The organism is Micromonospora sp. NPDC048839, assembly GCF_040649915.1.
Taxonomy (GTDB): domain Bacteria; phylum Actinomycetota; class Actinomycetes; order Mycobacteriales; family Micromonosporaceae; genus Micromonospora.
The window spans coordinates 369,757-392,976 of the sequence record NZ_JBEZGL010000004.1 but is presented as its reverse complement, the minus strand read 5'-3'; the positions used below and the strand labels follow the sequence as shown (position 1 = coordinate 392,976).

15 protein-coding genes are annotated in these 23,220 nt (G+C 71.9%); 5 read left to right on the top strand and 10 right to left on the bottom strand.

Annotated elements, in window-relative coordinates:
* Positions 1 to 5: 5 nt before the first annotated feature.
* The 10 genes from AB0C25_RS10460 to AB0C25_RS10415 form a co-directional block, all read right to left on the bottom strand.
* Complete coding sequence (locus AB0C25_RS10460) at positions 6 to 440, bottom strand: acyl-CoA thioesterase (RefSeq protein ID WP_357371670.1); 435 nt, start codon at positions 438 to 440, stop codon at positions 6 to 8.
* A gap of 1 nt (position 441) precedes the next feature.
* Positions 442 to 6,186, bottom strand: a complete 5,745-nt coding sequence (locus AB0C25_RS10455) for a type I polyketide synthase (RefSeq protein WP_357371668.1) — start codon at positions 6,184 to 6,186, stop codon at positions 442 to 444.
* Complete coding sequence (locus tag AB0C25_RS10450; RefSeq protein WP_357371666.1) at positions 6,183 to 7,196, bottom strand: enediyne biosynthesis protein; 1,014 nt, start codon at positions 7,194 to 7,196, stop codon at positions 6,183 to 6,185. The genes AB0C25_RS10455 and AB0C25_RS10450 overlap by 4 nt, the downstream gene beginning before the upstream one ends.
* A 5-nt stretch (positions 7,197 to 7,201) precedes the next feature.
* Positions 7,202 to 9,151: a CRTAC1 family protein gene (locus AB0C25_RS10445; RefSeq protein ID WP_357371664.1), complete on the bottom strand. Its 1,950-nt coding sequence runs from the start codon at positions 9,149 to 9,151 to the stop codon at positions 7,202 to 7,204.
* Positions 9,152 to 9,526: 375 nt separating this feature from the next.
* Positions 9,527 to 10,513: a DUF1702 family protein gene (locus tag AB0C25_RS10440; RefSeq protein WP_357371662.1), complete on the bottom strand. Its 987-nt coding sequence runs from the start codon at positions 10,511 to 10,513 to the stop codon at positions 9,527 to 9,529.
* Positions 10,514 to 10,582: 69 nt separating this feature from the next.
* The gene (locus AB0C25_RS10435; RefSeq protein ID WP_357371660.1) at positions 10,583 to 11,644 is read right to left on the bottom strand and encodes a carboxymuconolactone decarboxylase family protein; all 1,062 of its coding nucleotides are present in this window, start codon (positions 11,642 to 11,644) and stop codon (positions 10,583 to 10,585) included.
* On the bottom strand, positions 11,641 to 13,296 hold the full coding sequence (locus tag AB0C25_RS10430) for a GMC family oxidoreductase (RefSeq protein ID WP_357371658.1): 1,656 nt from the start codon (positions 13,294 to 13,296) through the stop codon (positions 11,641 to 11,643). Before AB0C25_RS10430 ends, AB0C25_RS10435 begins: the two co-directional genes overlap by 4 nt.
* Positions 13,293 to 13,823: a DUF5987 family protein gene (locus tag AB0C25_RS10425; protein WP_357371995.1), complete on the bottom strand. Its 531-nt coding sequence runs from the start codon at positions 13,821 to 13,823 to the stop codon at positions 13,293 to 13,295. Before AB0C25_RS10425 ends, AB0C25_RS10430 begins: the two co-directional genes overlap by 4 nt.
* A 293-nt stretch (positions 13,824 to 14,116) precedes the next feature.
* Positions 14,117 to 15,649, bottom strand: coding sequence for a polyketide synthase dehydratase domain-containing protein (locus tag AB0C25_RS10420; protein ID WP_357371656.1), 1,533 nt, complete (start codon positions 15,647 to 15,649; stop codon positions 14,117 to 14,119).
* A 28-nt stretch (positions 15,650 to 15,677) separates the two neighbouring features.
* A complete protein-coding gene (locus AB0C25_RS10415) occupies positions 15,678 to 16,628 on the bottom strand; it encodes a DUF1702 family protein (protein WP_357371654.1) in 951 nt (316 codons plus the stop codon).
* Between the two features lie 453 nt (positions 16,629 to 17,081).
* Between AB0C25_RS10415 and AB0C25_RS10410 the strand changes: the two genes are divergently transcribed.
* From AB0C25_RS10410 to AB0C25_RS10390, 5 genes are all read left to right on the top strand, one after another.
* Positions 17,082 to 17,897: a TIGR03084 family metal-binding protein gene (locus tag AB0C25_RS10410; RefSeq protein ID WP_357371652.1), complete on the top strand. Its 816-nt coding sequence runs from the start codon at positions 17,082 to 17,084 to the stop codon at positions 17,895 to 17,897.
* A gap of 539 nt (positions 17,898 to 18,436) precedes the next feature.
* On the top strand, positions 18,437 to 19,096 hold the full coding sequence (locus tag AB0C25_RS10405; protein ID WP_357371650.1) for a helix-turn-helix transcriptional regulator: 660 nt from the start codon (positions 18,437 to 18,439) through the stop codon (positions 19,094 to 19,096).
* Between the two features lie 648 nt (positions 19,097 to 19,744).
* A complete protein-coding gene (locus AB0C25_RS10400; protein WP_357371648.1) occupies positions 19,745 to 21,193 on the top strand; it encodes an MFS transporter in 1,449 nt (482 codons plus the stop codon).
* A gap of 52 nt (positions 21,194 to 21,245) precedes the next feature.
* A complete protein-coding gene (locus AB0C25_RS10395; RefSeq protein ID WP_357371646.1) occupies positions 21,246 to 21,755 on the top strand; it encodes a helix-turn-helix domain-containing protein in 510 nt (169 codons plus the stop codon).
* 105 nt (positions 21,756 to 21,860) lie between these two features.
* Positions 21,861 to 23,216: a cation:proton antiporter gene (locus tag AB0C25_RS10390; RefSeq protein ID WP_357371644.1), complete on the top strand. Its 1,356-nt coding sequence runs from the start codon at positions 21,861 to 21,863 to the stop codon at positions 23,214 to 23,216.
* Positions 23,217 to 23,220: the final 4 nt, after the last annotated feature.

Below are 23,220 nucleotides of genomic sequence, written 5' to 3'. Positions count from 1 at the left end.
TGTCGCTACGCCACCCGTGCCCGGTAGGGGCCCAGGGCCCGGGCCAACGACTCCGGGACCCGGGCGGGGCTGGTGCGGTTGTTCGGTCCGCGCATACAGGCCACCCGCTGACGACCGCGGGCGACCAGCACCTCACCGTCGGCGTGCAACCGGATGTAGTCGAAGCCGAATTCGATCTGCGTCTGCGTCAGCTCGACCAGCCGCATCCGGATGGCCAACTGGTCGAAGGCGGTGATCTCCGCGAAGAACTCGCAGTCCACCTTCAACGTGAACAGCTTCAGGTCGGCGCGCAGGTCGTCGAGGATGTCGTTCGCCCTGTCGTGCAGGAACATCTCCCGGCACCGCCCCTGCCAGCGCAGGTAGTTGACGTAGTAGACGTTCCCGACGAGGTTGGTCTCCTCGAAGCCCACCGTGTGCCGGTACTCGTAGTAGTCCTCCATCTCACGACCAGCCGTCGGTGAGGACGGTGAGGATGACCGGTGTGGCGTCGTCCCCCACGGTGGTGGCGAGGGTGGCCACCCGCACCGGACCGGAGGCGAAGACCAGCCAGCCGTCGCGTCGCACCGGGGTCAGCGCCACCGGCGCGTGCTCCGGCAGGCCGATCTGACCCAGGCAGGCCAGGACCGCCTCGATCCGGGCGCCGGCGCTGTCGCGGTCCTCGCCGGGACCGTCGACCAACTGGTCGAGCAACGTCGCGTGCCGGCCCAGGACCGCCGACCACTCGTCCGCGGCCCGCTCCGGCACCGGCCGAACGTCGCAGCCGACCTGGGCGAACGCCGCCACGGCGAGGCGGAGACCGGCTCCGTGGCTGACCGCCACCGAGCGTTCGCCGACCTTCTCCGGACGTCCGTTGCCGTCGTAGCGCAGCGACACGGCGTGCCCGAGAGCGCGACCGACCGCCAGGGCGTCCGGGTCGTCGGCGGTCCCGTCCGGTTCGACGGCTACCGCCACGGTGGCGCCGATCAGGTCGCCCAGGGTCCGCTCCAGGTAGGAGCCGAGCAGCGGCGCCACCCACGGGCCCCGGCCGTCCTTCTTGCGGACGGCCCGCAGGTGCAGGCCCTCCCACCGCTCGACGACCTCGCCGGCGCCGTTTCGCAGCGCGATGTCGTAGACGTAGGTGTCGCCGTCGCGCTCCCGCTCGGTGGCGCAGTACCGCAGCGGCCCGTCGGTCCCCAGCCGTGGCCCGGCCGGGTACAGCCGCTCGATCGCCACCGGTAGCAGCGTGGCGTCCGGAACGCAGACCTGGTTGCCGTGCATCAGCGCGTCGCGGACTCCCGGGTCGCCGAGCAGCAGGGTGCTCGGCAGGTACGCGCTGAACCAGTCCGTGTCGGGCACGGTTGCCACGTCGGCGTCGACGTCGCGGGCGGCGGCCCGGTGGAAACCGCGCAGCCGCTGGAAGCGCGCCCCCTGGAAGAGGGTGCCGCCGTACAGGTCCCGGGCCGGGTCGAGCGGCACCGGCGGCAGGTCGTCGGCGACCTGCTCCGGTGGGCCGGCCGGCGTCGGGGCGTCGACGAAGCGCAGCACCGCCTCGAAGTGGTCGGCGGCGAACCCGGTGTCCGCGGTCCGGATCACCGCTCGTACGGTGTCGTCGCCGGTGACCAGCGCCGCGATCCGGATGGTGGTGCTGCTCAGCGGCGGCACCACGATCGGTCGGGCGAAGCGGGCCTGCTCGATGACCGGCGTCTGGTCGCGGCCGGTGACGGCCATGGCCGCCTGCGCCATCGCCTCCATGCCGAAGACCGCCGGGAACAGCAGGTTGCCGTCGAGGAGGTGGTCGGAGAGGTACAGGTCACTGCCGGCGGTGAGTTCGACGTCGGTGACCAGCTCCACACCGTGGTAGCGGACCTGGGGTCGGTCCACGAAGCGCAGCAGGGGCAGCTCCGGCTCCTCGAAGCGCAGCGTGTCGAGGCCGTCGGCCCGACCGCTGGCCACCACCACCGGCGGGGTGTCCGGGTCGGTGACGAGTCGACGCAGCATCGCCACGCCCTCGTCGGGGGTGATGGGGGTGATGCCGTCGCGGGTCAGCGACTCGACGACGGACAACCTCTCACCCATGCCGACGCCCGACCAGACCGACCACTCCAGACACACCGACCGGCAGTTCGGATGGGCGTCGGCGAAACGGCGGGTCTGCTCGGCGAGTCGGTCGTTGGCCGTGGCGTAGTGCGCCTCGCCCCGCAACCCGGCCCGGCCGATGATGCTGCCGAAGGTGACCAGCAGCTTCAGCCGGTCCGGCTCGAGCGCGTCCAGGACGGCGGTGAGCCCGCCGACCTTGGGCGCCAGGGCGCCGTGGACGGCGTCCATGTCCAGCGAGGTGAGCGCCGCCGGCTCGTTGCGTCCGGCGCCGTGCAGCACACCGGTGACCGGGCCGAGCTGACGCTGGGCTTCGTCCACGGCGGCCTGGACCGCCACCGGATCCGTCACGTCGGCCTGGAAGTACCCTGCCTCGACGCCGGCGGTGGCGAAGCGCTCCAGGTTGGCCGACAGCTCCGCGTCGCCGGCGAGGTCGGAGCGGCCCAGGACCGCCAGCTTCGCGCCGGCGTCCACGGCGAGCGCGAGCGCGCACTCCGCGGTGATGCCCTTGCCGCCACCGGTGACGAGCAGCACGTCGCCCTCGGCCAGTGGGGCGTCGGTGCGGGCCGGTGCGATCGGCAGGGCCCGCAGGACCTGCTCCCGACGCACCCCCGAGGAGTCGTAGTGGACCTCGCGGTAGCCCTCGGTCGCCGCGACCTCGGTCAGCACCCGCTCGGCCGCGTCGAGCCCGGCCGGCAGGTGCACAACCGTGGTCCGGATCTGGGGTGCCTCCAACCGCAGGGTGCGGGCCAGGCCGCTGGCGCCGAGCCCGTGCTGCACCACGACGAAGCGGTCGCCCGCCCCGTCGGCCAGGACCGCCTGTGCCCCTTGCAGGGCCGGGTTGAGCTGCTCCGGGGTGCAGTCGGCCGGCAGCCAGACCAGCACGCCACCACCCACGCCGCCGGAGGCCAGCGCCTGGCGGACCTGCTCGGCGCGCGGGTCGGTGAGCGCGCCGAACAGCTGCCACGTCCCGGCCGGTTCGGTCGGACCGGGGACCGGCGCGGGTGTCTCGGCCAGGTCGACCGCGAAGGCCCGGATGAAGGTGTCCACCCCGGCCACGGACACCGGCTGCGTCAGGTCCTCCATCAGGCCGGTGCCGATCAGGGTGTCCAGCGCCTCGGCGACCTCCCGAACGGTCGCCGTCGCGATGTTCGTGGGCAGCCGGGACGGGGGTACGCCGAGCCGCTCCGCGGCCTGGTTGACCACCTGGCTGACCGTGATCGAGCTCAGGTGCAGGTCGTCGAGGAGTCGACTGTCCTCCCGGACCATGTCCAGCGGCAGCTCCGCCCGCTCGGCGACGAGCTGGCGCAGCGTCAGCGCCGCGGACTCGCCGGCGGGCGCGTCACCGACCGCCTGGGGGGCCTCCACAGCCCGCTGCTGCGACTCGGGCAGCACCACCTCGGGCACCGTCTCGCAGGGGCTGGTGAAGAAGGTGAACTCGTCGGCGTCCTTCAGCGGCCGGACCAACCGGCCGTCGAAGAGCTGCGGGTGCACCCGGGCGGCCCCGACGACGTACGCCGCCGCGGCCACCCGCAGCACGCTGGCGACCGTCTCGTCGTCGGTGTCGAACGCCACCGTCGGCACCGACACGTCGCCTCGGGCCAGGTCGGACAGGATGTGTCCGGGCCCGACCTCGACAAGCAGGTCGACCTCCTTCGCGGCCAACGCGACGGCCTGCGTGAACAGCACCGGATCGGTGATCTGGTTACGCAGCAGGCCGGCGACGTCGGTGTCCGGCGACAGCTCGGCGCCGGTCACGGTGGAGATCACCTGCCGGTTCGGCGGGTTGAACCGCTCCGCGGCGAGGTACCCGCCGAACGCCTCGGCCGCCTCGGCGACCAGGGGCGAGTGGAAGGCGTGGGAGACCCGCAGCCGCTTTCCGGCGACGCCGGCCGCCTCGGCGCGCTCCAGCACCCGGCCGACCGCGTCGACCGGACCGGAGATCACGGTCTGCCGCTGGCTGTTGTAGCCGCCGATGACCACCGGGTCGTCGCCGAGAAGGCCGCGTACGGTCTCCGGGTCGGCCGACATCCCGGCCATCGTCCCGTCGGGGCGGCCGTGCTCGGCCATGGTCCGGCCGCGGGTGGCGGCCATCCGCAGCACCGACGGCAGGTCCATCACTCCGGCCCAGTGCAGGGCGGTGAGTTCGCCGAGGCTGTGCCCGACGGCCACATCGGCCTCGATGCCGAGCGCGGAGAGCACGCTGAGCCCGGCCACCGACCCGGTGACGATGCGCGGTTGGGCCACCTCGGTGGCCACCACGTCACCGGTGGGCAGCGCCGCCTCGGTGACGATCCGGTCGGCCTGGGTGAACCGGCGACGCAGCGCCTGCGCGGGCCGGCCACGGCCGGTGCCCTGACCGGGGAAGAGGAGACCGACCCGGGCGGTGCCGCGGGCGTGGCCGAGGAAGGCCCGGCCGTCCACCGCGTACAGGCGGGTCTCCCCGGCCTGTAGGGCGGCGTGCACCCGCAGCAGTTGACGTTCGGCGTCCTCCGGCGAGCGGGCCACCACGGCGGCCCGGTACGGCCGGTCGCCCAGATCCCGGTAGAGGCCGGCGGCCAGGTCACCGAGCTGCGCGTAGGAGAGCCGGATCACCTGCGCGGCCAGTGCGCCGATCCGCTCGGCCAGTTCGGCCGGGGTGTCGGCGTCCAGGGCGAGCAGTTCCACGTTCTGCGTCCGGGACGCCATCGCGCGGGTCCGGGCGTCCGGGGAGCGGCGGGCGCCGTCCTCGCCCTGCAGGACGAGGTGGGTGTTGATCCCCCCGAATCCCATGGCGGTGATGCCGGCGCGCAGCGGCGCGTCGGCCGGCCACGGCTCGGCGGCGGGAAGAACCCGCAGCTTCGCGTCGGTCGACGTGAGCACGTCGTGCGGTTCCTCGCACCCGAGCGCCGGCGGGAGCACCTGGTGATGCACCGCGAGGACGGCTTTGAGCAGACCGGCGACGCCGGCTGCCGCCTTGGTGTGTCCGATCATCGCCTTGATCGAGCTGATCGCGGCAGGTGTGCCGGAAGCGCCCGCGTCCCGCCGCGCCGCCGTCAACGCCCGCAGTTCCGTCGCGTCGCCCACCTCGGTGCCGGTGCCGTGCCCCTCGAACAGGGCGACGGTCTCGATGCCGAAGCCGGCACGCTCGTACGCCCGGCGCAGCGCCAGCCGGTAGCCGTCCTCCTCCGGCCGGGTGATGCCGCCCTTGCCGTCGGACGACACTCCCCAACCGGCGATCGACGCGTAGATCCGTCGGCCCTGCGCCACCGCGTCCTCGTGTCGCATCAGGACGACCATGCCGCAGCCCTCGCCCGGCCAGAAGCCGTTGGCGCCCCGGTCGTAGACCTTCATCTCACCGCGGGCCAACGCGCCGGTCTTGGCGAATCCGATGATCTCGAACGGGTCGATCGACAGGTCGACCCCGCCCGCGACGGCGACGTCCAGTTCGCCGTCGGCCAGGCCGCGGCACGCGGTCAGCACCGACAGCAGGGAGGAGGAGCAGGCGCCGTCGACGGTGTAGCCGCCGCCCTTGAGGTCGAAGTAGTTGCAGATCCGTCCGGCGATGGTGTTGGACAGGCCGCCGGCCAGGGTGTCCTCGTCGATCTCCGGGAACGGCGCCTTGTAGCGCTGTTCGAGGGTGCCGAGGAAGTCGGCGAGCTGGTCGTCGTCCCAGCCCTGCTCGCGCAGGGCCGCGCCGACGGTCCGCCGGACGTACGGCCAGCGCAGCCGCAGCACGTTGGCGCGGGCGAACTCCCCGGTGAGGGTGTTGCCCACCACCACGCCGGTCCGCTCGCGGGGCAGGTCCTCCCCCATCGGGAAGCCGGCGTCACCGAGGGCGGAGGCGGCCACGTCCAGGGCCAGCCAGTGGGTGAGGTCGGTGGACCGGTACGTGCTGCCGGCGATCCGGAACTTCAACCGGTCGAACTCGTAGCCTTCGATGACGGCGGCGTTGCGGGCGTAGAACCGGTCCGGGGCGCTGCGGTCGGCGTCCCAGTAGTCGGCCAGTCGCATCCGCTCGTCCGGCAGGCGGCGGAACGCCCGCCGTCCGGTGACCGCGTTCTCCCACAGTTCCCCGGGGGACGCGGCGTCGGGATATCGGCACGCCAGGCCGACGACGGCGATCCTGCTCATGCCGGTACCGCCTCCTTGTGTGAGTTGGGCTCGGCGGCGACGAGAGGCCCGGTGCCGGTGGCGATCGACGCCGGCAGGCCGCCCGCGGTGCCCCCGCCGTCGGCGGCCTCACGCTGTTCGCGGACCTTGTTGGAGATGTGCAGGGCCCACAGGTACAGGCCCCGGATGAGGCAGACCGTGGCGGTGGCGAAGAAGAGCCCGTACGCGATGCCCGCGCCGGTGATCACCCCGTAGACGGTGGCCACTCCGGCCCCGAAGGCGACCTGCGAGGCGGGGCTGGACGGGCTGGTGCCCGGGTCGGTGATCATGTAGTTCGTGAAGAGCACGAACGCCACGCTTGTCATCATGCCCAGCGCGCCCAGGACGGCGGTGTCGAGGATGAGCCCACGCACCACGGCCTGCAGCGCGAACGCGGACAGCCAGCCGAGGATCAGCCACATCCGGTTGGTGAGCTTCGCGTTGAGCATTGTCCCGGCGGTGAGGATGATCGCCGGGATGAGCCAGTCGCCGATCGCGGTGGTGTGCTCGGTGAAGTGGTAGGGCGGGGCGATGCTGGCCCAGGGGAACAGGATCAGGATGACCGCGATACCGAAGTTGGACGGGTTCATGTAGTGCCGCAACCGGCCCCGCACGGGTGCCCGCAGGATCCACTTCGCGGCGATCGCGACGGTGACCCCGAACATCATCACCCAGACCCGGTCGTTGACGTAGGTCAGCATGTTCACGGCCAGGGAGGTGATGTGCGCGGGGAGGAGGAACTCCATGAACCCGCGCTTGCCGCCCCCGAGGTAGCGCGGCGCGCGACCCTCGGAGCGGGCGCCGATGGTCTCGAGAAAGATCTCGACGGTGTATCCGGTGGCGAGCGCGATGAAGGGCCACAGCCAGGGCTGCTCGAAGCCGAGGTAGGTGTAACCGACGATGTTGAAGATCGTGATCGACATGGCGAAACGCCGAAGGGCAGTCGTGATCTTGGCGTCGTGTCGGACGGGGTTGATCGTGGTCTCGGCCATGTCCATTACCTCTCGTTGGCCTGCGAGCCGAGTTGCACGTCGTGCCAACCCGGGGTCAGCTGAAGGTCCTGCTTACGGATCTGTCCGGTGCGGTCGCGCCAACAGAGGCTGACCTTCACCGGGCCGGTGACGTTGTCGCCCAGCCCGATGTGCACCTCGTTGCTGCGCTTGCCGGAGTGCCCGCCGCCACCGTCCACCTTGGAGACGAGCGTGCGGCCGTCGGGCGTGGTGACGGCGACCTGGGCGCCGACGGCGGGCGAGCCCCGGCCGTCCGGGTCGGCGGACTGGTGGGTCAGGCGCAGGCCGAGGAAGGCCCCCGCGGTCGGGCTGGTGTTGCGGTAGAAGATCGGCTCCGCCCACTGGCGGGCGACGGCGAGGTCGAGCCGGCCGTCACCGTCGGAGTCGCCGGTGGCCAACCCTCGGGTGGGTACGGGGATGTCCAGCCCGATCTCGGGTGCGATGTTGACGTACCGGCCGTCCTCGCCCCGAACGAACAGGTGCAGCCGCTGGTTGCCACCGACGTCGTCGCCGGCGCGCACGTTCGGCCACCAGGCCGGGTTGTGGACCAGGGTGTCGTTGGTGGTGGCCAGCTCCTGGAGCTGGGGCCACCGGTTGACCTCACCCCGGACGAAACCAGTGGCCTGGGCGATGGCGAGCCGGCCGCCGTTGTCGAAGTCGGCCATCTTGACGTCCCAGCCCCAGCCCGACCAGGCCAGGCCGAGATCGGCGCTGCGGTCCTCGAACGGCGCGTCGCCACCACTGAAACTGGTCTTGACCTCCCCCAGGTTCTTGGCGGCGTTGATGAACGCGTAGTTACTCTCGTGGATGCCGAACGGGGTGGTGATGTTGCTGACGAACAGGTCGTACAGCCCGTCGCCGTCGATGTCACCGAAGTCGGCGCCCATCCCCTTGAAGGAGTCCTTGCCCAGCACCTTGGACTTTGGCACGGTCGCGCCGCGCACCCCGTCGACCAGGGCGAACTCGATGTTGCCCGGGGTGGAGCGGTTGTAGAGCAGCCGGTCGGGGCCGAAGTCGTGGGCCAGGTACAGCTCGGGCAGCAGGTCGCCGTCGATGTCGGCGGCCGACGCGCCGAGGGCCCAGCCCTTGGAGACGTCCCGGGGGATCACGTTGCTGATCCGCTGGAAGGCGGCGGTCGGCTCGGCGCCCGCGGCGCCGCCGGTCCACCGGAACACGTAGTCCTCGCCACCGTTGATGCCGTTGGACATCGAGTCGTTCATCTCCACCCCGCCGTCGACCGTGTCGTCGAGGACCGGGCTGTGCGGAAAGTAGTTGCCGATGTAGATGTCGACGTGACCGTCCCCGTCGAAGTCGTCGATCGCCACCGCGTTGGTGTTCCACAGTGGACCGTTGTACTCCCCGGCGCCGACGCCCGGCACCAGTTCGACGGCCCGGTAGGCGGCGTTGCCGAGGGCGAGCGCCCCACCCCGGGCGAGGAAGAGGATCGGCGTGCGGGCCCAGTAGTAGACCAGCAGGTCCATCCGGCCGTCCTCGTTGAAGTCACCCGGCGCGCAGCCCATCGGCGCGGTGATCCGGCTGATCGGCAGCGGCGTGGGGTCCAGCGCGAACGGCTGGTACCGCTGCTCGCCCCTGCCCGGCGTCGGCGTGACGACGGTCTGGTCGGTGCGGGGATCGGTGAGGCAGAGGTCGTTGGCCAGACCGTCGCCGTCCAGGTCGTTCATGGCGATGCCGGCGCCCACGGAGGAGATCCAGGCGTCGATGTTGGTGTAGGCCCGGTTCACCTTCCGGACGGACTGTTGGACGGCACCGGAGGGCAGGGCGATTCCCATGGGCTCGAACGCGTACCGGGACGCCAGCCCCGTCCGCTCCGCCGCGGAGGCGCTGGGCAGCCGGACGGCGAAGAACATCCCGACCACGAGTGCGAGGCCGATGAACCCGGCGAGCTGCCGGCGCAGCAAGCCAAACGTCGCTGACATGAACTCAAGACCTCCCGTTTGTGACGGACTCGTCGGAGCGAACCCACCGCGCGTCGCGGTGGCGTACCGGCCCGGGCCGGTCGGGTCACGGGCCGCGCCCGGCAGTTGCTGTCGCCGGCTGGCCCGACCCGACCGGAGGCGGTCGACACGCGACCGGTCCGGCGGCCGGGAAGACCCGGACGGGGTTCGGTGCTGTCGTCCGCCATGCGGGGGGACGTGTCAGCAGATCCTCACAGGACGCCAGAACCCGGGCTACTCGAAAATTGCTGACCATTGTCGTACATCGAATTGATGACACTTCTCGATAATGCGTCCCGGAGACGGGACTGGGTTTTATATAAAGACTCGGCAGATCACGGCAACGACTATGTGGAATTACTCCACAAAAGCCCTGTCGAAATGCCGACGGATGTTCGTCCGCCATATCTCGTAAGGCGGGACCGGCCCGCCGGAGTCGGCGCCCGGCGCGGTGCCGTCGGCCAACGCGACGGCAGCGGTCACGGACAGGTCGGTCAGGGCGGCGGCAGCCACCGCGGAGTGCGGAGGCACGAAGCCCGCGTGCACCCGCGCCCGCATCGCGAACACACTTCCCAGCGCCAGCTCCGGGGCGTGCCGGCCGGCCTGGCGGCGCAGGACCGCGAGGTCCGCCGCACCGCACCCACCGGCGAACGTGGCGGCCAGACCGACCCCGCTGAACAGGTCCGCCTGCCGCTCCGGGGCGAAGCGGCGCACGGCCGCGTCCACGTCGTCCACCCGGGCGCCGTGGATGAACCACAGTGCCCGGCCGATCCCCTGGTCCACCGCCCGGCCGAAGTAGTCCGGCCGTCCCTGCCAGGCGTACGGCGCGGGCACCCGCTGCTCGTCGACCCACCTGCCGACGTGGAAGTAGGCCAGGTCGAAGCCGTAACCGTCCACCGCCAACCAGGTCATCGTCGGGTGGAACGGTCCCGGCTCCAGCTCGGGCACCACCTTGCGCCACAGCGGCCGGGGCAGCCTCGCCATCGCGAAGCCGATGCCGATGTAGGCCAGGAAGAGGTGCGGCGCCCCCGGCCCGAGCAGCAGCTCACGGGTGCGTCGTCGGCGACCGCTGCCCATCGCGTCCAGCACGGTGAAGGCCATCGTGACGCCCTCGTACGCGAAGCCGCGCATGCCGTCGTCGACCAGCTCGACCCGGTCGCGCACCTCGGTGAGGTCGCGGGCGTCGATGCCCCACTCGAAGCCGCACACGACGGCCCGGGGAATCGCCTCCAGCCGCGCGGTGGCGGCCGACGGCGGCCCCGGGAAACCTCGGCGGGCGAAGCCGACCTCGCTCAACGCCGGTGCCAGCGCGAGCCTGCGCAGCGAGCCCAAAACGGTAGACATGCTTCCTCCCGGACAGCGACGGACAGGACGGACGCCCGCCGTCGGCGAGCTGCCGACGGCGGGCACGGGTCACGACGGGCGCGGCGGCCCGACCGGGTCGAGCGGCACCCAGGCCGTCACCCGGCGTGCCGCCGCCATGCTCGCCCAGGCGGTCAACTCGACCAGCGCACGATCGTCCGCCCCGCCGGCACGTACGTCGGCCACCACCTCGTCGTCGACCTGGTAGGCCGCGAACGCGGTGAGCAGCGCCAGCCGTCCCGCGGGACGGTCGGCGGCGGGCAGGTCACCCACCGCCGCACCGACCCAGGACCGACTGAGACCCGTCGGGCGGCCATCCCAGGCGTCGAGCCGGGAGGCGACCAGGTCCCGTACCGACTCCGGCACCGAGCGACGCCCGGCGTCGTCGACGGCCGCGGCGCCACGGGCGAGCGCGTCGGCCAGGACCGGGTGGCCGGTCGTCCAGGCGAGGTCCGGCGCGGGCGGCACGGACGGCAGCAGCTCCAGCGCGGCGCCCGCCGGCCGGTCACCCCGCGTCCCCCGGGCCATCAACCGACCGAAGGTCCGGCGTACGCCGCCACGGATCGGTGCGGGCAGGCCGGCGGGAATCGGCGAGGGTTCGAGGAAGATGTTCACCATCCGGTTGAGGTAGTGGAAGGCCAGTGCCACGCCGAGGAGTTCGACGGCCTCGTCGCGGGCGACCGGGGGCACGGCGTCCCGCGCGGACGCCCGAGCCGTCCCGGCCCGTGCCCAGTCGGCGATCCGCGCCAACCGGGCGTCGGTCGGCGCGTCGCTCGCCGGCCGGACCAGGCCGTCGAGCGTCGCCGAGTGCACCTCCACGCAGTACGGGCAGGAGTTGGCGGCCGAGACCGCAGCCGCCACCGTCTCGCGGGTCGCCCGGTCCACCCGTCCGACCGCGACCAGCGTCTCGCGGAGCGTCACCCAGCACGCGGCCAGCACCTGCGGCGCGGGCGAGTGCAGGCTGACCGGCGGGGCCAGCATGCCGAAGTCGCGCTCCACCTGCTGGTAGACCGCGGCCACCAGGCCGTCCGCCCGCTCGACCCGCACCGGGGTGACCCGCCGCACGTGCCCCCGGGAGGGCCGCCGGGCCACCCGGGCGTAGAGACCGGTCACCGCCGCAGCGCTCCGCTCACCAGCGGCAGCACGGCGGCGCGGCTGCTGGTGGCGCCATCCGGCGCGGGCGCGCCGTAGCGGACGTCCACCCCCCGCGCGCGGGCGGCCTCGACGATGCCCGGCACGGCCCGCTCGGCCAGTGCGGCGATCGTCATCGCCGGGTTCACGGTCAGACCGGCCGGCACGGCGGATCCGTCGGTGACGAAGATGCCGGGATGGTCGCGCAGCTCGTGCCGGTCGTCGAGCGCCGAGGTCGCCGGGTCGTCGCCGATCCGGCAGGACGCCAGCGGGTGCACGGTGTACGCGCCCACCACGTCGTTGGTCCACGGCATCACCCGAGCCAGCCCGTCGCGCTCCAGGATGTCGCGTACCTCGGCGTCGGAGAGCGCCCACCCGCGCAGGGTGTTCTCGGTCGGCTCGTAGCGCAACGAACCCCGGCCCAGCATCTGCTGCGACAGTCGCATCGAGTTGCCGCTGGACGGCGGCGCGCCGAAGACCCCCTCGTTGTCGTCCTCGCTCATCGTGAAGACGGTCAGCCAGGACTGCCAGCGCCGCAGCAGTTCCTTCTTCTCGGCGCCGAACCACGTCGGTCCGACGGCGTCCGGCACCTGGGCGAGGATCGTGCCGAAGCCCGGCGGGAAGTAGAGCTGCTCCAGCGAAAACCGCTCGTACTCGGGCAGGGACCCGTCGAGCTTGTCCCAGGTGGCCACGCAGGGGCCCTTGCCGATCTGGTACGCCTCGTACGGCACGCCGTCGGGCCGGCTCAGGCCGAGCACGTCACGGATGCGGTCCTCGTCGAAGATCGCGGTGTTGAGCCGTTCGCCGTTGCCGGAGAAGTACCGGCCGACGGCGTGCGGCATGGCGCCGAGGGTCGGTTCCGAGCGCTGGAGGATGACCGGCGTGGCGCCAGCCCCGGCGGCCAGTACGACGATCTTCGCGTCGATGGTCCCGCCACCCACCTCGACCCGGTAGTCGACGTCGTCGAGCACGGTGTAGTGCACCCGGTAGCCACCGTCGTCGGTGCGGGACAGGTGCTGTACCTCGTGCAGCGGGCGGATCTGCGCGCCGTGCGCCAGCGCGGCCGGCAGGTAGTTGAGCAGCAGGGACCGTTTGGCGTCGAACCGGCAGCCGGACATCATCCAGTTGCAGTTGGTGCACTTGGCCGTGTCGACCGCCGCCGGCACCGCGTTCGCGGTCCGTCCGGCGTGGTCGCAGGCCGCGCCGAACAGCCCGCCGGCGAACGGCACGGTGTCCCAGGCCGTCTGGGTGACCGGCAGCGCCTCGGCCACCCGGTCGTACCACGGCTCGAGCGTGTCCCGGGACACCGCCGCCGGCCACATCCGGCGGTTGAAGCGTCCCTTGCGGTCGAAGACGAACCGGGGCGCGCGGGGCATCGCGGCGAAGTAGACGACGCTGCCGCCGCCGACGCAGTTGCCGCTGAGCACGCTCATCCCGTCGCCGATGACGAAGTCGAAGATCCGGGTCGACGAGGAGCCGAACTTGAAGTCGTGCTGGAAGTCCTCGCCGGACAGCCACGGCCCGCGTTCCAGCACGACGACCCGCGCGCCGCCCGCGGCGAGGTGGTAGGCGGCGATGGCGCCGCCGAAGCCGCTGCCGATCACGAGGACGTCGGTGTTCTCGGAACTCGTCATGAAGGGCTCCCGGAGGGGGTCGTGTCGGGGTGCGGCCTGGCCAGTTGCCGGCCGTAGCTGTAGGTGTCGAACCGCCACAGCCCGTCGCTGTCCGGCATGCGGAAGCCCATCGTCTTCAAGCCGACGTGTCCGGCGGCGAGCGCCTCCACGGTGTTGGTGTGCGACCCCGCGTCGAAGGCGATGGTGCAGAACATGGCGAGGCTGATCCAGGCGTCGCACTCCGGGTTCGCACGGTCGGTCAGCCGCTGCACCAGCAGCACCCGGTCCGGGTAGTCGAGCGACACGAACGGCGGGACCTCCGCGTCCGGCTCGATTCCCCGCTCGGCGACGTACGCGCGGGCGTGCTCGTTGAGGCCGTCGGCCAGCATGTCCAGCGCCGGCGCCATGCCACCCTCGGCGGAGCGGAGGACCTCCAGCGCGCCGGAGGCGACGGCGCCGCCGCCCTGCGAGACACCGGCGATGGCCCGGTCCCCCGGCCAGCGCCGCTCGCCGGGCAGAATCGTGTCGGCATACGCTTCCAGCGACATCGTCCGCGCCTGATCCGTCTCGAATTCCCTGGGCACGGGCATCACCTCCGACGATCTCTCGAATTGACAGAAACGCGTTGCACGCCTGTCGCCGCGCAATGTCCGGGTAGCCGGAAACCGTCTGCGACATTCCTCCGTCGTGACGCAATCCAATGGTGGACGGGCACCGCCACGGACACATCTCGCGATTTGCTGTCCGCGTCCACGAAGAACGCAAGCGAGAGGACGTGGCGCGAAACCGGCGCCGGACACGACGGACCGCCGCGCACCGCGCGGCGGTCCCGGATCGACGGTCAGCCGGCCGCGGCCACCGCCACGGACAGTTCCTCCGGCACGCCACGCAGCCCCACCACACAGGTGGCGACCCGCCACCGGCCGGCGGTGAGCAACACCCACCGGTCCGGGGTGTGCCGGGTGTAGGTCAGTGGGGTGACCGCCGTGACGCCAACCTTGTGCAACGACTCCAGCGCCGACCAGACCCGGGTCGCCGCCGTGGACAGCGGCTCCCCGGTCTCGGCGGCGATCAGGTCGGCCAGGGCGAGGTGCCCGCCGAGCAAACGGCGCCACTCGGCGCGTTCACGCCGCGCGACGGGTTCGAGGTCGCAGCCGACCGGCCGGCCCGAGACCACCGCCAGGGTGTTGGCCCCGCCGTGCGCCGCCGACACGCACCGGCCGCCGCCCAGCTCGGGCCGCCCGTCGGGGCGGTAGCGCACCGTGGTGTGGGCACCGAGCAGTCGGGCCACGGCCAGGGCGGTGTGCTCCCGACGCCGTTCACGGCGCAGACCCGGCTCCAGCACCGCGGCGACGTCGATGCCCGCCAGCTCGCTGAGTCTGCGGTGCAGGTACGGTCCGAACACCTGCGCCGGCCACGGACCGGGCGGACGGCCTCCGGACACCAGCCGCAGCCGCAGCCCGGTCCAGCGCTCGACGACCCGCCCGTCGGCCATCGCCTCCAGGTCGAACCGGTGCACGTCCCCGTCCCGGTCCCGGTGGACGGCGTACACCGTCACCTGCTCGTACGGGCCGGCACCGGCCAGCCAGATCCGGTCCACGCCCAGCGGTTGCAGCACCGTGTCGGGTGCCCAGGCCTGCACGGCGTGCAGCAACGCGTCGCGCAGGCCGGGGTCGCCGAGTACCAGTGGTTCCGGCGGGGCGGCCCCGAACCACCACGTCGCGCTGGCTCCGGCGAGTTCGGCCACGCAGCCGGAGGCGGTGATCTCGCGGTAGCGCAGCAGCCGATGCAGCCTGCGGTCGCGGCGGACCGGCGCGTCGTACACCTCGCCGGCGGGGCTGAGCGCCGGCGGTGACTGCTCGGGGCGCCGCGCGGGGGGCACCGGCAGCGCGGTCGGGACGGGCACCGTGGCCGCCGGGTGCCGTACGACCGGCACCCGGTCGCGCAGCCCGCCGACGCCGCGGTGCCGCAGCCGGGCGCGGACGTGTTCCACCTCGTTTCCGAGGTACACGCTGCGCAGCGTCACGGTGGCCGTCCTGGGCTGCGGTCCGGCCACGGCGGTCAGGCGCAGCTCCACGGCGCGGTCGCGGGGCACCACGAGCGGTTGACCGAACTCGACCGCCTCGATCACCGGTGGCCCGTCGTGCCCGGACAGCGCCGCCCACCCCTGTGCCACGGCCTCGAGGGCGCACGCGGCCGGGAACGCCAGCGCCGCGTCGCCCCCGGGATCGCCGAGGTACGGGTCCTCCCCCGGTCCCAGCGTCGTCGTCGTCACCAACAGCCGATCCGGTTCGTGGACGAGCACCGAGTTGGTGAAGCGCGCTGCGAGTGCCCCGCCGGGCAGCGTGCGGGGTCCGGTCGTGATCCGCTCCACGGTGTCCACCCTCCGTTGTGGTCCGCGGTCAGGCAAAGTGCGCCTGGATCCGCTGACGCCAGACCTCGTACGCCGGCTCAGGCCCGTCCGGTCCGAGGGTGTCGCGCTCGACGTCGGTGATCGCGGCCGCCTCCTGCGGGGTGCAGCCGCAGAAGATGCCGGTGGCGAGGGGTGTGTGCTCGGTGACCAGACCGGCTCCCAGCCGCGCCTGCGCGGCGAAGGCGGAGCCCTGGGCGAGTTGCGGACGGTACTGGGCGGCGTGGACGTACAGCTTCTTGAGGTCGTCGGAGTCGGCGCCGCCGGCGTAGGTGGCGGCCAGGCCCATGCCGCTCCACAGGTCGCCGTGGCGGGACTCGTCGAAGCGGGAGATCAGGTCGGCTGCGACGTCGGGGTCGGCGCCGGCGACGAACCAGCTGGCGCGGCCGATGCCCTGATCGATGGCACGCCGCGAGTAGTCGCCGGGCACGTCCGGCGGCCAGGCCACCGGGGCGACCTCCTGGCGGCGCACGAAACGGTCGGTCTCGAAGTAGGCACGGTGGAAGCCGAGTCCGTCGAGCACCAGCCAGCGCAGCAGCGGATCCGGCGCCGCGACGGCCCGCCAGCGCCAACTGGGCAGCTTGGCGTACGCCCAGCCGATTCCGACGTACGCCATGTAGATGTGCGGGGCGCCGGCGCCGGCCAGGAAGCGGCCGGTGCGGTCGCCACCCGGCGAGACACCGTCCAGGATGGCGTACCCCATGGCGGCGCCCTCGTAGGCGAACCCGCGGAACTGCCGCTCGATGAGGTCCAGGCGGTTGATGTCGGCGTCCTCGCGGGCCTCGACCGCCGCCCGGAAGCCGGTGAGGAAGCTGGCGCCCACCGACTCCAGCCGGCGGCGGGTGGGTTCGTCCTTGACGTGAAATCCCCGCCGGCTCATCGTCGTCTCGACGATGTCCGGCGTCATGAGCCGTGCACGGAGGGTGCGCCACAAGCCTGCCATCGGCTCTCCCCATGGAAGACGGACGCCAGTGGCGCCCGTGTCCTTGTCCGGTGGATCCGGATGAGCCGAGGCTAGGGGCAGCCCGAGACTGTTGCCTACTTCCCGGTTGCTCTGCGTGATCAGATGATCACGGCAATTTCCCCGTCGGTGGCCCACGCGCGATCGACACCCATCGTAATTACTGGTCGAGGACCGGTCGAGTGACGGCACGAACAGAGAAGAACTACGGTCGCCGACTGAGGCACACTCGGAAAGGATATTCGACATAGATCACTTCCTCTCCGGGAGTGACGATGTATTACCGCAGGCAATAGCGACCTTCAGGAACGGTCACCGCAGTTTCCCAATCCAATCGACGCACAGTTGCGTCGAAATTGGAGTCGGTACGCCGTGCAGGGCCAGACGGTCGAGCAGACAAATCGTTCGTGACGACTATCAGGAAGAGGGCACGACGTGACCCAGGCACCCGACGTGATCGCCGATCTCACCGCAGAGAGTGAGGCCCTCGACGCCTTCGTGGCGAAGCTGGACGCCGACCAGTGGGACACCCCGACCCCGGCGCCCGGCTGGGCGATCCGGCACCAGATCGCCCACCTGGCGGCGACCTTCCGGCTCGCCGGACTGGCCGCCGCGCAGCCGGCCGCGTTCCAGCAGGTGGCCAGCCGACTCAGCGACGACTTCGACGCCAACGTGGCGGCCGCCATGGCCGACTTCGTCGTCGAGCCACATCCGGTCCTGCTGTCCCGGTGGCGTGCCGAGCGCGCCACGGCCGAGAAGGCTCTCGCCGCGGTGCCGGCCGGCCAGCCGGTTCCATGGTTGGTACGTCCCCTGCCGGCGCCGGTGCTCGCCGCGGCCGGAATGATGGAGGTCTTCGGTCACGGACAGGACGTCGTGGACGCCCTGGGCGAGCGCCGCACCCCCACCGACCGACTCGGCCACCTGGTCGGCTTCGCCGTCCGGACCTGGGATTTCGGGTATCTGGCACGCGGGCTGACGCCGCCCGACGTCGAGTTCCGCTTCGAGATCACCGCGCCCTCCGGCGCGGCGTGGACGTTCGGGCCGGAGGACGCCGAGCAGCGGATCAGCGGTCCGGCCGAGGATTTCTGCCTGCTCGTCACCCGGCGCCGGCACCGCGATGACCTGGCCCTGACGGCGGTCGGCGACGAGGCCGACCACTGGCTGGACATCGCCCAGGCGTACCGGGGTCCAGCCGGGTCGGGTCGCGCTCCCGGACAGTTCACCCGGAGCAGGCAGCCGCAGTCCCGTTGACAGGATCGCACGCACCACGGCGTCGGATATCTGTCCGACGCCGGGGCGCCCACCGGCCGAGACGATGGACCGCACCTTTCGGCCATACCGGCCGGCGGGCACCCGACAAAACGGATCGAACAGCCAGAGAATGCCCAGCGACAGCGGCTAATGTCTTCGCATTCGGGGCAAGCGTCCATTTTAGGCTGGCCTGACCAGTCTGGAGGAAACCGTATCTCGACCCGGAAAAATGGGCATGTTGATTGCGGGTCGAGTGGCAGCTAGCATGAGCGCACCGTCGCCGACCATTGCTCCGCATCTATTCCTTCAGGTGCTTAACAAGTAGTTGCCACCCGGTAAACGAACCGGCGACGCAAGCGGGACCGGCGTATCGCCACGCGCCACATCTGAGGTGTCAGGCCACAGGCACCAAATCCTGCGTCACACGTGTACCAACCGTCGGATTGGGGGATGCGATGGAAGACAGTATCCAGAGAGCTGTCGGTCGCGTCATCAGAGCGATCCGGGAGGATCTCGCTGAACAACACACCGTGGATGGCATGGCCAGAACCGCGATGTTCAGCAAGTTCCACTTCACCCGGATCTTCCAGCGAACGACAGGCATCTCTCCGGGGCGCTTCCTGATGGTCATGCGGCTGCACCGCGCCAAGCAGCTCCTGCTGTCCACCTCATTGAGCGTCACCGAGATCACCCACGAGGTCGGTTACGCCAGTGTGGGCACCTTCAGCTCCCGGTTCAGCAGCAGCGTCGGCGTCTCGCCGAGCACCTTCCGCAGGCTGGGTGGGGTGACGCCGCAGGTTCCCGTCGACCTCCGGCCGGTCCCCCAGCCGCCGGTCACGACGATCATGGGCACGGTGCACTCGCCCGAGCTCGACGAGGACGGCGATCGTTCCGTCTTCATCGGACTCTTCCGCGACCCGGTGCCACTCGGACGCCCGGCCAGCTGCACCGTCCTCGGACGCCCCGGCCCCTACCGCCTGGACAACCCGCCGCCGGGGCAGTGGTACGTCCTCGCGTACTCAAGCCTCCTTGAGGGTCCGGGCTACTGGCGCGCCAACCCGGAGGACCAGGACGCGCTGATCGGCGCGTCCGGGCCACTCACCATCTGCCGGCGTCCAGGCTCGACGGAGGTGGACCTCCACCTGCGACGGATGACGCCGCTCGACCCGCCGATCCTGCTGGCTCTTCCCGTCCACTGAGCCGTACCTCCACGCCCGTGCCCGTCCCGCCCACGCCCGCGTGGCCTCACTCGGCGGTGGGCGGGACGGGCACGGGCTGAGCAGGCGCGCCGGCACGGGCTGAGCAGGCGCGCCGGCACGGGCTGAGCAGGCGCCGGCACGGCCGATGGCCGCGCGAGGGCACTCACCGCGGCGCACACCGTCACACGGTCGTCCCCGCGGCCGAACCACCGGCTGCCCGGGTCCGGGCCGCACCCCGGATCGACGCTGAGCCACCCTCCGTGGCGGCCGGTCCCTCGTCGCGCCGCCGTCCACGCTGGACACGGAGTGGCGAATCGGGCCAATACGCGCGTCCGGCACCTCCGCCGTCCACCCCTGCGGCGCGGTCTTGTCAAGATGTGCGGCGCTGCCCCGCGACTGTGCTCCGGAGGGTCGTGCGAGCGAGTCTCTGCTGCTATCTTCATTGCGCGACGTCAGTTTCAAATCCGCACTGAGTGGTTGTCGATGACGACGCATGAGCGACAGCCGGGGCCCACCCAGCACACCCGGGCCGTCGCACCTCCGGTCTGTCGCACCCATGGCCGTCGTGGGCCGGATGACAGCCCGCGGCGCGCCCGACGCCTGTCGATGCGGCTAGCTCCCGCACCACCGGGAAACCAAGGGGCTGGGATGGTGGACAACTTCAGCGCACCGGCGCCGATGGCGCCGCGACTCGGCAAACGCCAACGGTTGGCCCTCGGCGCGCTCGGTGCCTCGTTCCTGATGGTGGCGGTGGACAGCACAATCGTCTACGTCGCCATCCCGAGCATCCAACGTGGACTTGGCCTGTCCACGGCGACGGTGCAGTGGCTCATGTCGGCCTTCCTGCTCAGCTTCGGCGGCATGCTGCTGCTCAGCACCCGGCTGACCGACCTGTTCGGGCGCCGCCGGCTGTTCACCACCGGCCTGGCGGTGGTGGCCGCCGCCTCGCTGCTGTCGGCCCTGTCCTGGTCGGGTGGCGCGTTGATCGCGGCCCGGGCCCTCCAAGGGGTGGGTGCGGCACTGGTCGCCACCACCGCGCTGCCGCTGCTCGCGTTGTCCCTCGGCAACGGCCCGGCCCGGTCCCGCGCGCTCGGCCTGTGGACCCTGATCGGCGCCTTCGGCGGCACCGCGGGGCTGCTGCTGGGCGGCATCCTCACCGACGGCCCCGGCTGGCGGTGGGTGTTCCTGCTGAACGTGCCGGTGGGCATCGCCGCCGCGCTGCTCACGCCGGTTCTGCCCGCCGACCGGTGCGCCCTTCCCGGCCGTCCGCTGGACGTGGCCGGCGCAGCCAGCCTGGTCGGCGCCCTGGTCCTGTTCGGGTGGACGATCGTCGGGGCGTTCGCCACCGAGGGCTCGGCCGTCAACGCGCTGCTGCGGTTGGCCGGCGCGGTCGTGCTGCTGCTGCTCTTCCTGGCTGTCGAGTCCCGTGCCGCCCGCCCCCTGGTCCGCCCCGGGCTGCTGCGCTCCCGGACCCGCCTCGCGGGGCTCATCGTGCTGTTCACCGCCGGCACGATCGTCGACGGCGTGCTGCTGCTGATCACCCTGTACGGTCAGGAGTCGCTGGGGCTCTCCGCCAGCGGCTTCGGCGTGCTGATGGTCGCGCTGACCCTGCCCTCGGTGGTCGGCTCGTACGCCGGGCAGGCCGTGGTGCTACGGCACGGGCTGCGGACGGTCGCCATGACCGGCATGGCGCTGGTCGGTGCCGGCCTGCTCGCGCTGACGATGGTGCGTGGCCCGCTGGCCGCCGGTTACATCCTCAGCGTGCTGCCGGTCATCGGAGTGGGCGCGGGAGCCGCGTTCGTGGCCGCGCAGATCGCCGTCACCCTCGGGGCGACCGACGCCGACTCGTCCGCCGCGACGGGCCTCACCGACGCCTCGTTCAGCCTGGGTGGGGCGATCGGGCTCGCCATCGTCTCGGCCGCCCTCGTCGCACACCAGGCGACACCCGGCGCGCCCGCGGCGCCCGCACAGGTCGCCGCCGGCCTCCAGACCGCGTTCGCGGTCGCCGCCTGCCTCGCCGTGGTCGGGCTCCTCGCGGCGCTCGTGCTGCTCCGCCGCAGCGGCAACCACCTGCCGATACGTCGGTTCGATGCCTGAGGTGCGCAATTTTTCTCACGTTTGCCCCATCGAACGGGCCTAGGATGACGCTGTGTCTCGACGAGGGTACGGACAGGACTGCTCGATCGCACGCGCTCTCGAGGTCGTCGGCGAGCGCTGGACGCTTCTCATCGTCCGCAACGCGCTTGTGGGTGACTGCCGCTTCGACTCGTTCCTCAGTGACCTCGGAATGGCCCGGAACGTCCTCGCCCAGCGCCTGAACACCCTGGTCGAGGCCGGCATCTTCGAACGGGTCCCCTACAAGTACCGCCCGCTACGGCACGAGTACCGGCTCACCCCGCGCGGGCGGGAGCTGGCACCGGTGCTGATGGCGTTGATGCAGTGGGGTGACAAGCACAGCACCGGTGGCCGCCAGCCCGAACGAGTCAGCATCCACACCACCTGCGAGCACCTCGTCGAGCTGGTGATGATGTGCACCTCGTGTGGAGGGCCGGTCCCGGCGCAGGAGGTCACCACCCGTGCGACCACGTCGGCACCTGGTGTGCCGGAGCAAAGCTCCACCGTGGACGATCAGCCGACGGTCCGGTCCATCACCTCCTGACCCGCCCGGCACGGCCATCTGCGCGAGGGAAGGGCACACCGGAGGACGCCCCAGACGCGCCCGGACCAGAGAATAAAGGGACGCATCCGGCAAGGAGGTCGTCCCGTGGTCCTGTCCGCCGCCACGGCACCGCTGGCCCACCACCAGCTCCTGGTCTTCCTCACCGCCGTCACGGTCCTGCTGCTCCTCGCGCGCCTGCTCGGCGGGCTCGCCGAACGACTCGGCATGCCCGCCGTGGTCGGCGAACTGCTCACCGGTGTCGTTCTCGGTCCGTCGCTGCTCGGGCACCTCGCGCCGGGAATCACCGGATGGTTGCTGCCCGACGACCCGGCACAGATGCATCTGCTGGACGCGGTCGCCCAACTCGGCCTCCTGCTGCTCGTCGGCATCACCGGAACCCACGTCGATCTGACGGTGCTGCGCCGCCACCGCCGGGCCGCCACCGCCGTCAGCGCCTGCGGGCTGCTGATCCCGCTCGCTCTGGGCATCGGCCTGGGCCTGCTGATCCCGGCCTCGGTGTCGGCGACACCCGCCGCGCAGCGGTGGACGTTCGCGCTCCTCATCGGCGTGGCGATCTGCGTCTCCGCGGTGCCGGTCATCGCCAAGACCCTCTCGGACATGCGTCTGCTGCACCGCGACATCGGCCAGCTCACCCTGGCCGTCAGCGTCATCGACGACGTGGTCGGATGGCTCCTGCTGTCGCTTGTCGCCACCGCCGCGACGGTCGGCCTGACCGTCGGCGCCGTCGGCCTCTCCGTCGGGTACCTGCTGGGCTTCGTGGCGTTCGCCGCCACCGTGGGTCGGGTCGTGGTCCGCCGGGTGATGGAGCGCACGGTCCGTTCGGGCGAGCCCGGCCCGGCGGTGGCGGCCGCGGTCGTCATCGTGCTGACCGGCGCGGTGATCACCCACTCGCTGGGCATGGAGGCGCTCTTCGGGGCGCTGGTCGCGGGGGTGCTCATCGCCATCACCCGGTCGGCTCAGGTGCTCCTCGCACCCTTGCGGGCGATCGTGCTGTCGGTCCTCGCACCGATCTTCCTGGCCACCGCCGGCCTGCGGATGGACCTCACCGCGCTGGCGGAGCCGGCCGTGCTGCTCACCGGCCTCGCCGTGCTGGCGGTGGCGGTCGTCGGCAAGTTCACCGGGGCCTTCCTGGGCGCCTGGCTCGGCCGGCTCGACAGGTGGTCGGCGATGGCCCTCGGCGCGGGCATGAACGCCCGCGGTGTCATCCAGGTGATCGTCGCGCTGACCGGTCTGCGCCTCGGCGTACTGAACACCGCGATGTACACCGTCGTGGTTCTGGTCGCGATCGTCACCTCGCTGATGACACCGCCGCTGATGCGGTACGCCACCAGCCGGATGGCCGAGGGCGAGCGGGAGCGGCTGCGCCGACTCGAACACGACACCTGGCGGGGCAGAGTCCCCGCCACGGCCGTGACACCGACCGCGACCCCCGACCCGTGAGGGC

What these genes read in the sequence shown, in the direction of transcription:
- AB0C25_RS10460 (WP_357371670.1), bottom strand. Translation starts at nt 440, where the DNA reads ATGGAGGACTACTACGAGTACCGGCACACGGTGGGCTTCGAGGAGACC.
- AB0C25_RS10455 (WP_357371668.1), bottom strand. Translation starts at nt 6,186, where the DNA reads ATGAGCAGGATCGCCGTCGTCGGCCTGGCGTGCCGATATCCCGACGCC.
- AB0C25_RS10450 (WP_357371666.1), bottom strand. Translation starts at nt 7,196, where the DNA reads ATGGCCGAGACCACGATCAACCCCGTCCGACACGACGCCAAGATCACG.
- AB0C25_RS10445 (WP_357371664.1), bottom strand. Translation starts at nt 9,151, where the DNA reads ATGTCAGCGACGTTTGGCTTGCTGCGCCGGCAGCTCGCCGGGTTCATC.
- AB0C25_RS10440 (WP_357371662.1), bottom strand. Translation starts at nt 10,513, where the DNA reads ATGTCTACCGTTTTGGGCTCGCTGCGCAGGCTCGCGCTGGCACCGGCG.
- AB0C25_RS10430 (WP_357371658.1), bottom strand. Translation starts at nt 13,296, where the DNA reads ATGACGAGTTCCGAGAACACCGACGTCCTCGTGATCGGCAGCGGCTTC.
- AB0C25_RS10425 (WP_357371995.1), bottom strand. Translation starts at nt 13,823, where the DNA reads ATGTCGCTGGAAGCGTATGCCGACACGATTCTGCCCGGCGAGCGGCGC.
- AB0C25_RS10415 (WP_357371654.1), bottom strand. Translation starts at nt 16,628, where the DNA reads ATGGCAGGCTTGTGGCGCACCCTCCGTGCACGGCTCATGACGCCGGAC.
- AB0C25_RS10405 (WP_357371650.1), top strand. Translation starts at nt 18,437, where the DNA reads ATGGCCAGAACCGCGATGTTCAGCAAGTTCCACTTCACCCGGATCTTC.
- AB0C25_RS10400 (WP_357371648.1), top strand. Translation starts at nt 19,745, where the DNA reads ATGGTGGACAACTTCAGCGCACCGGCGCCGATGGCGCCGCGACTCGGC.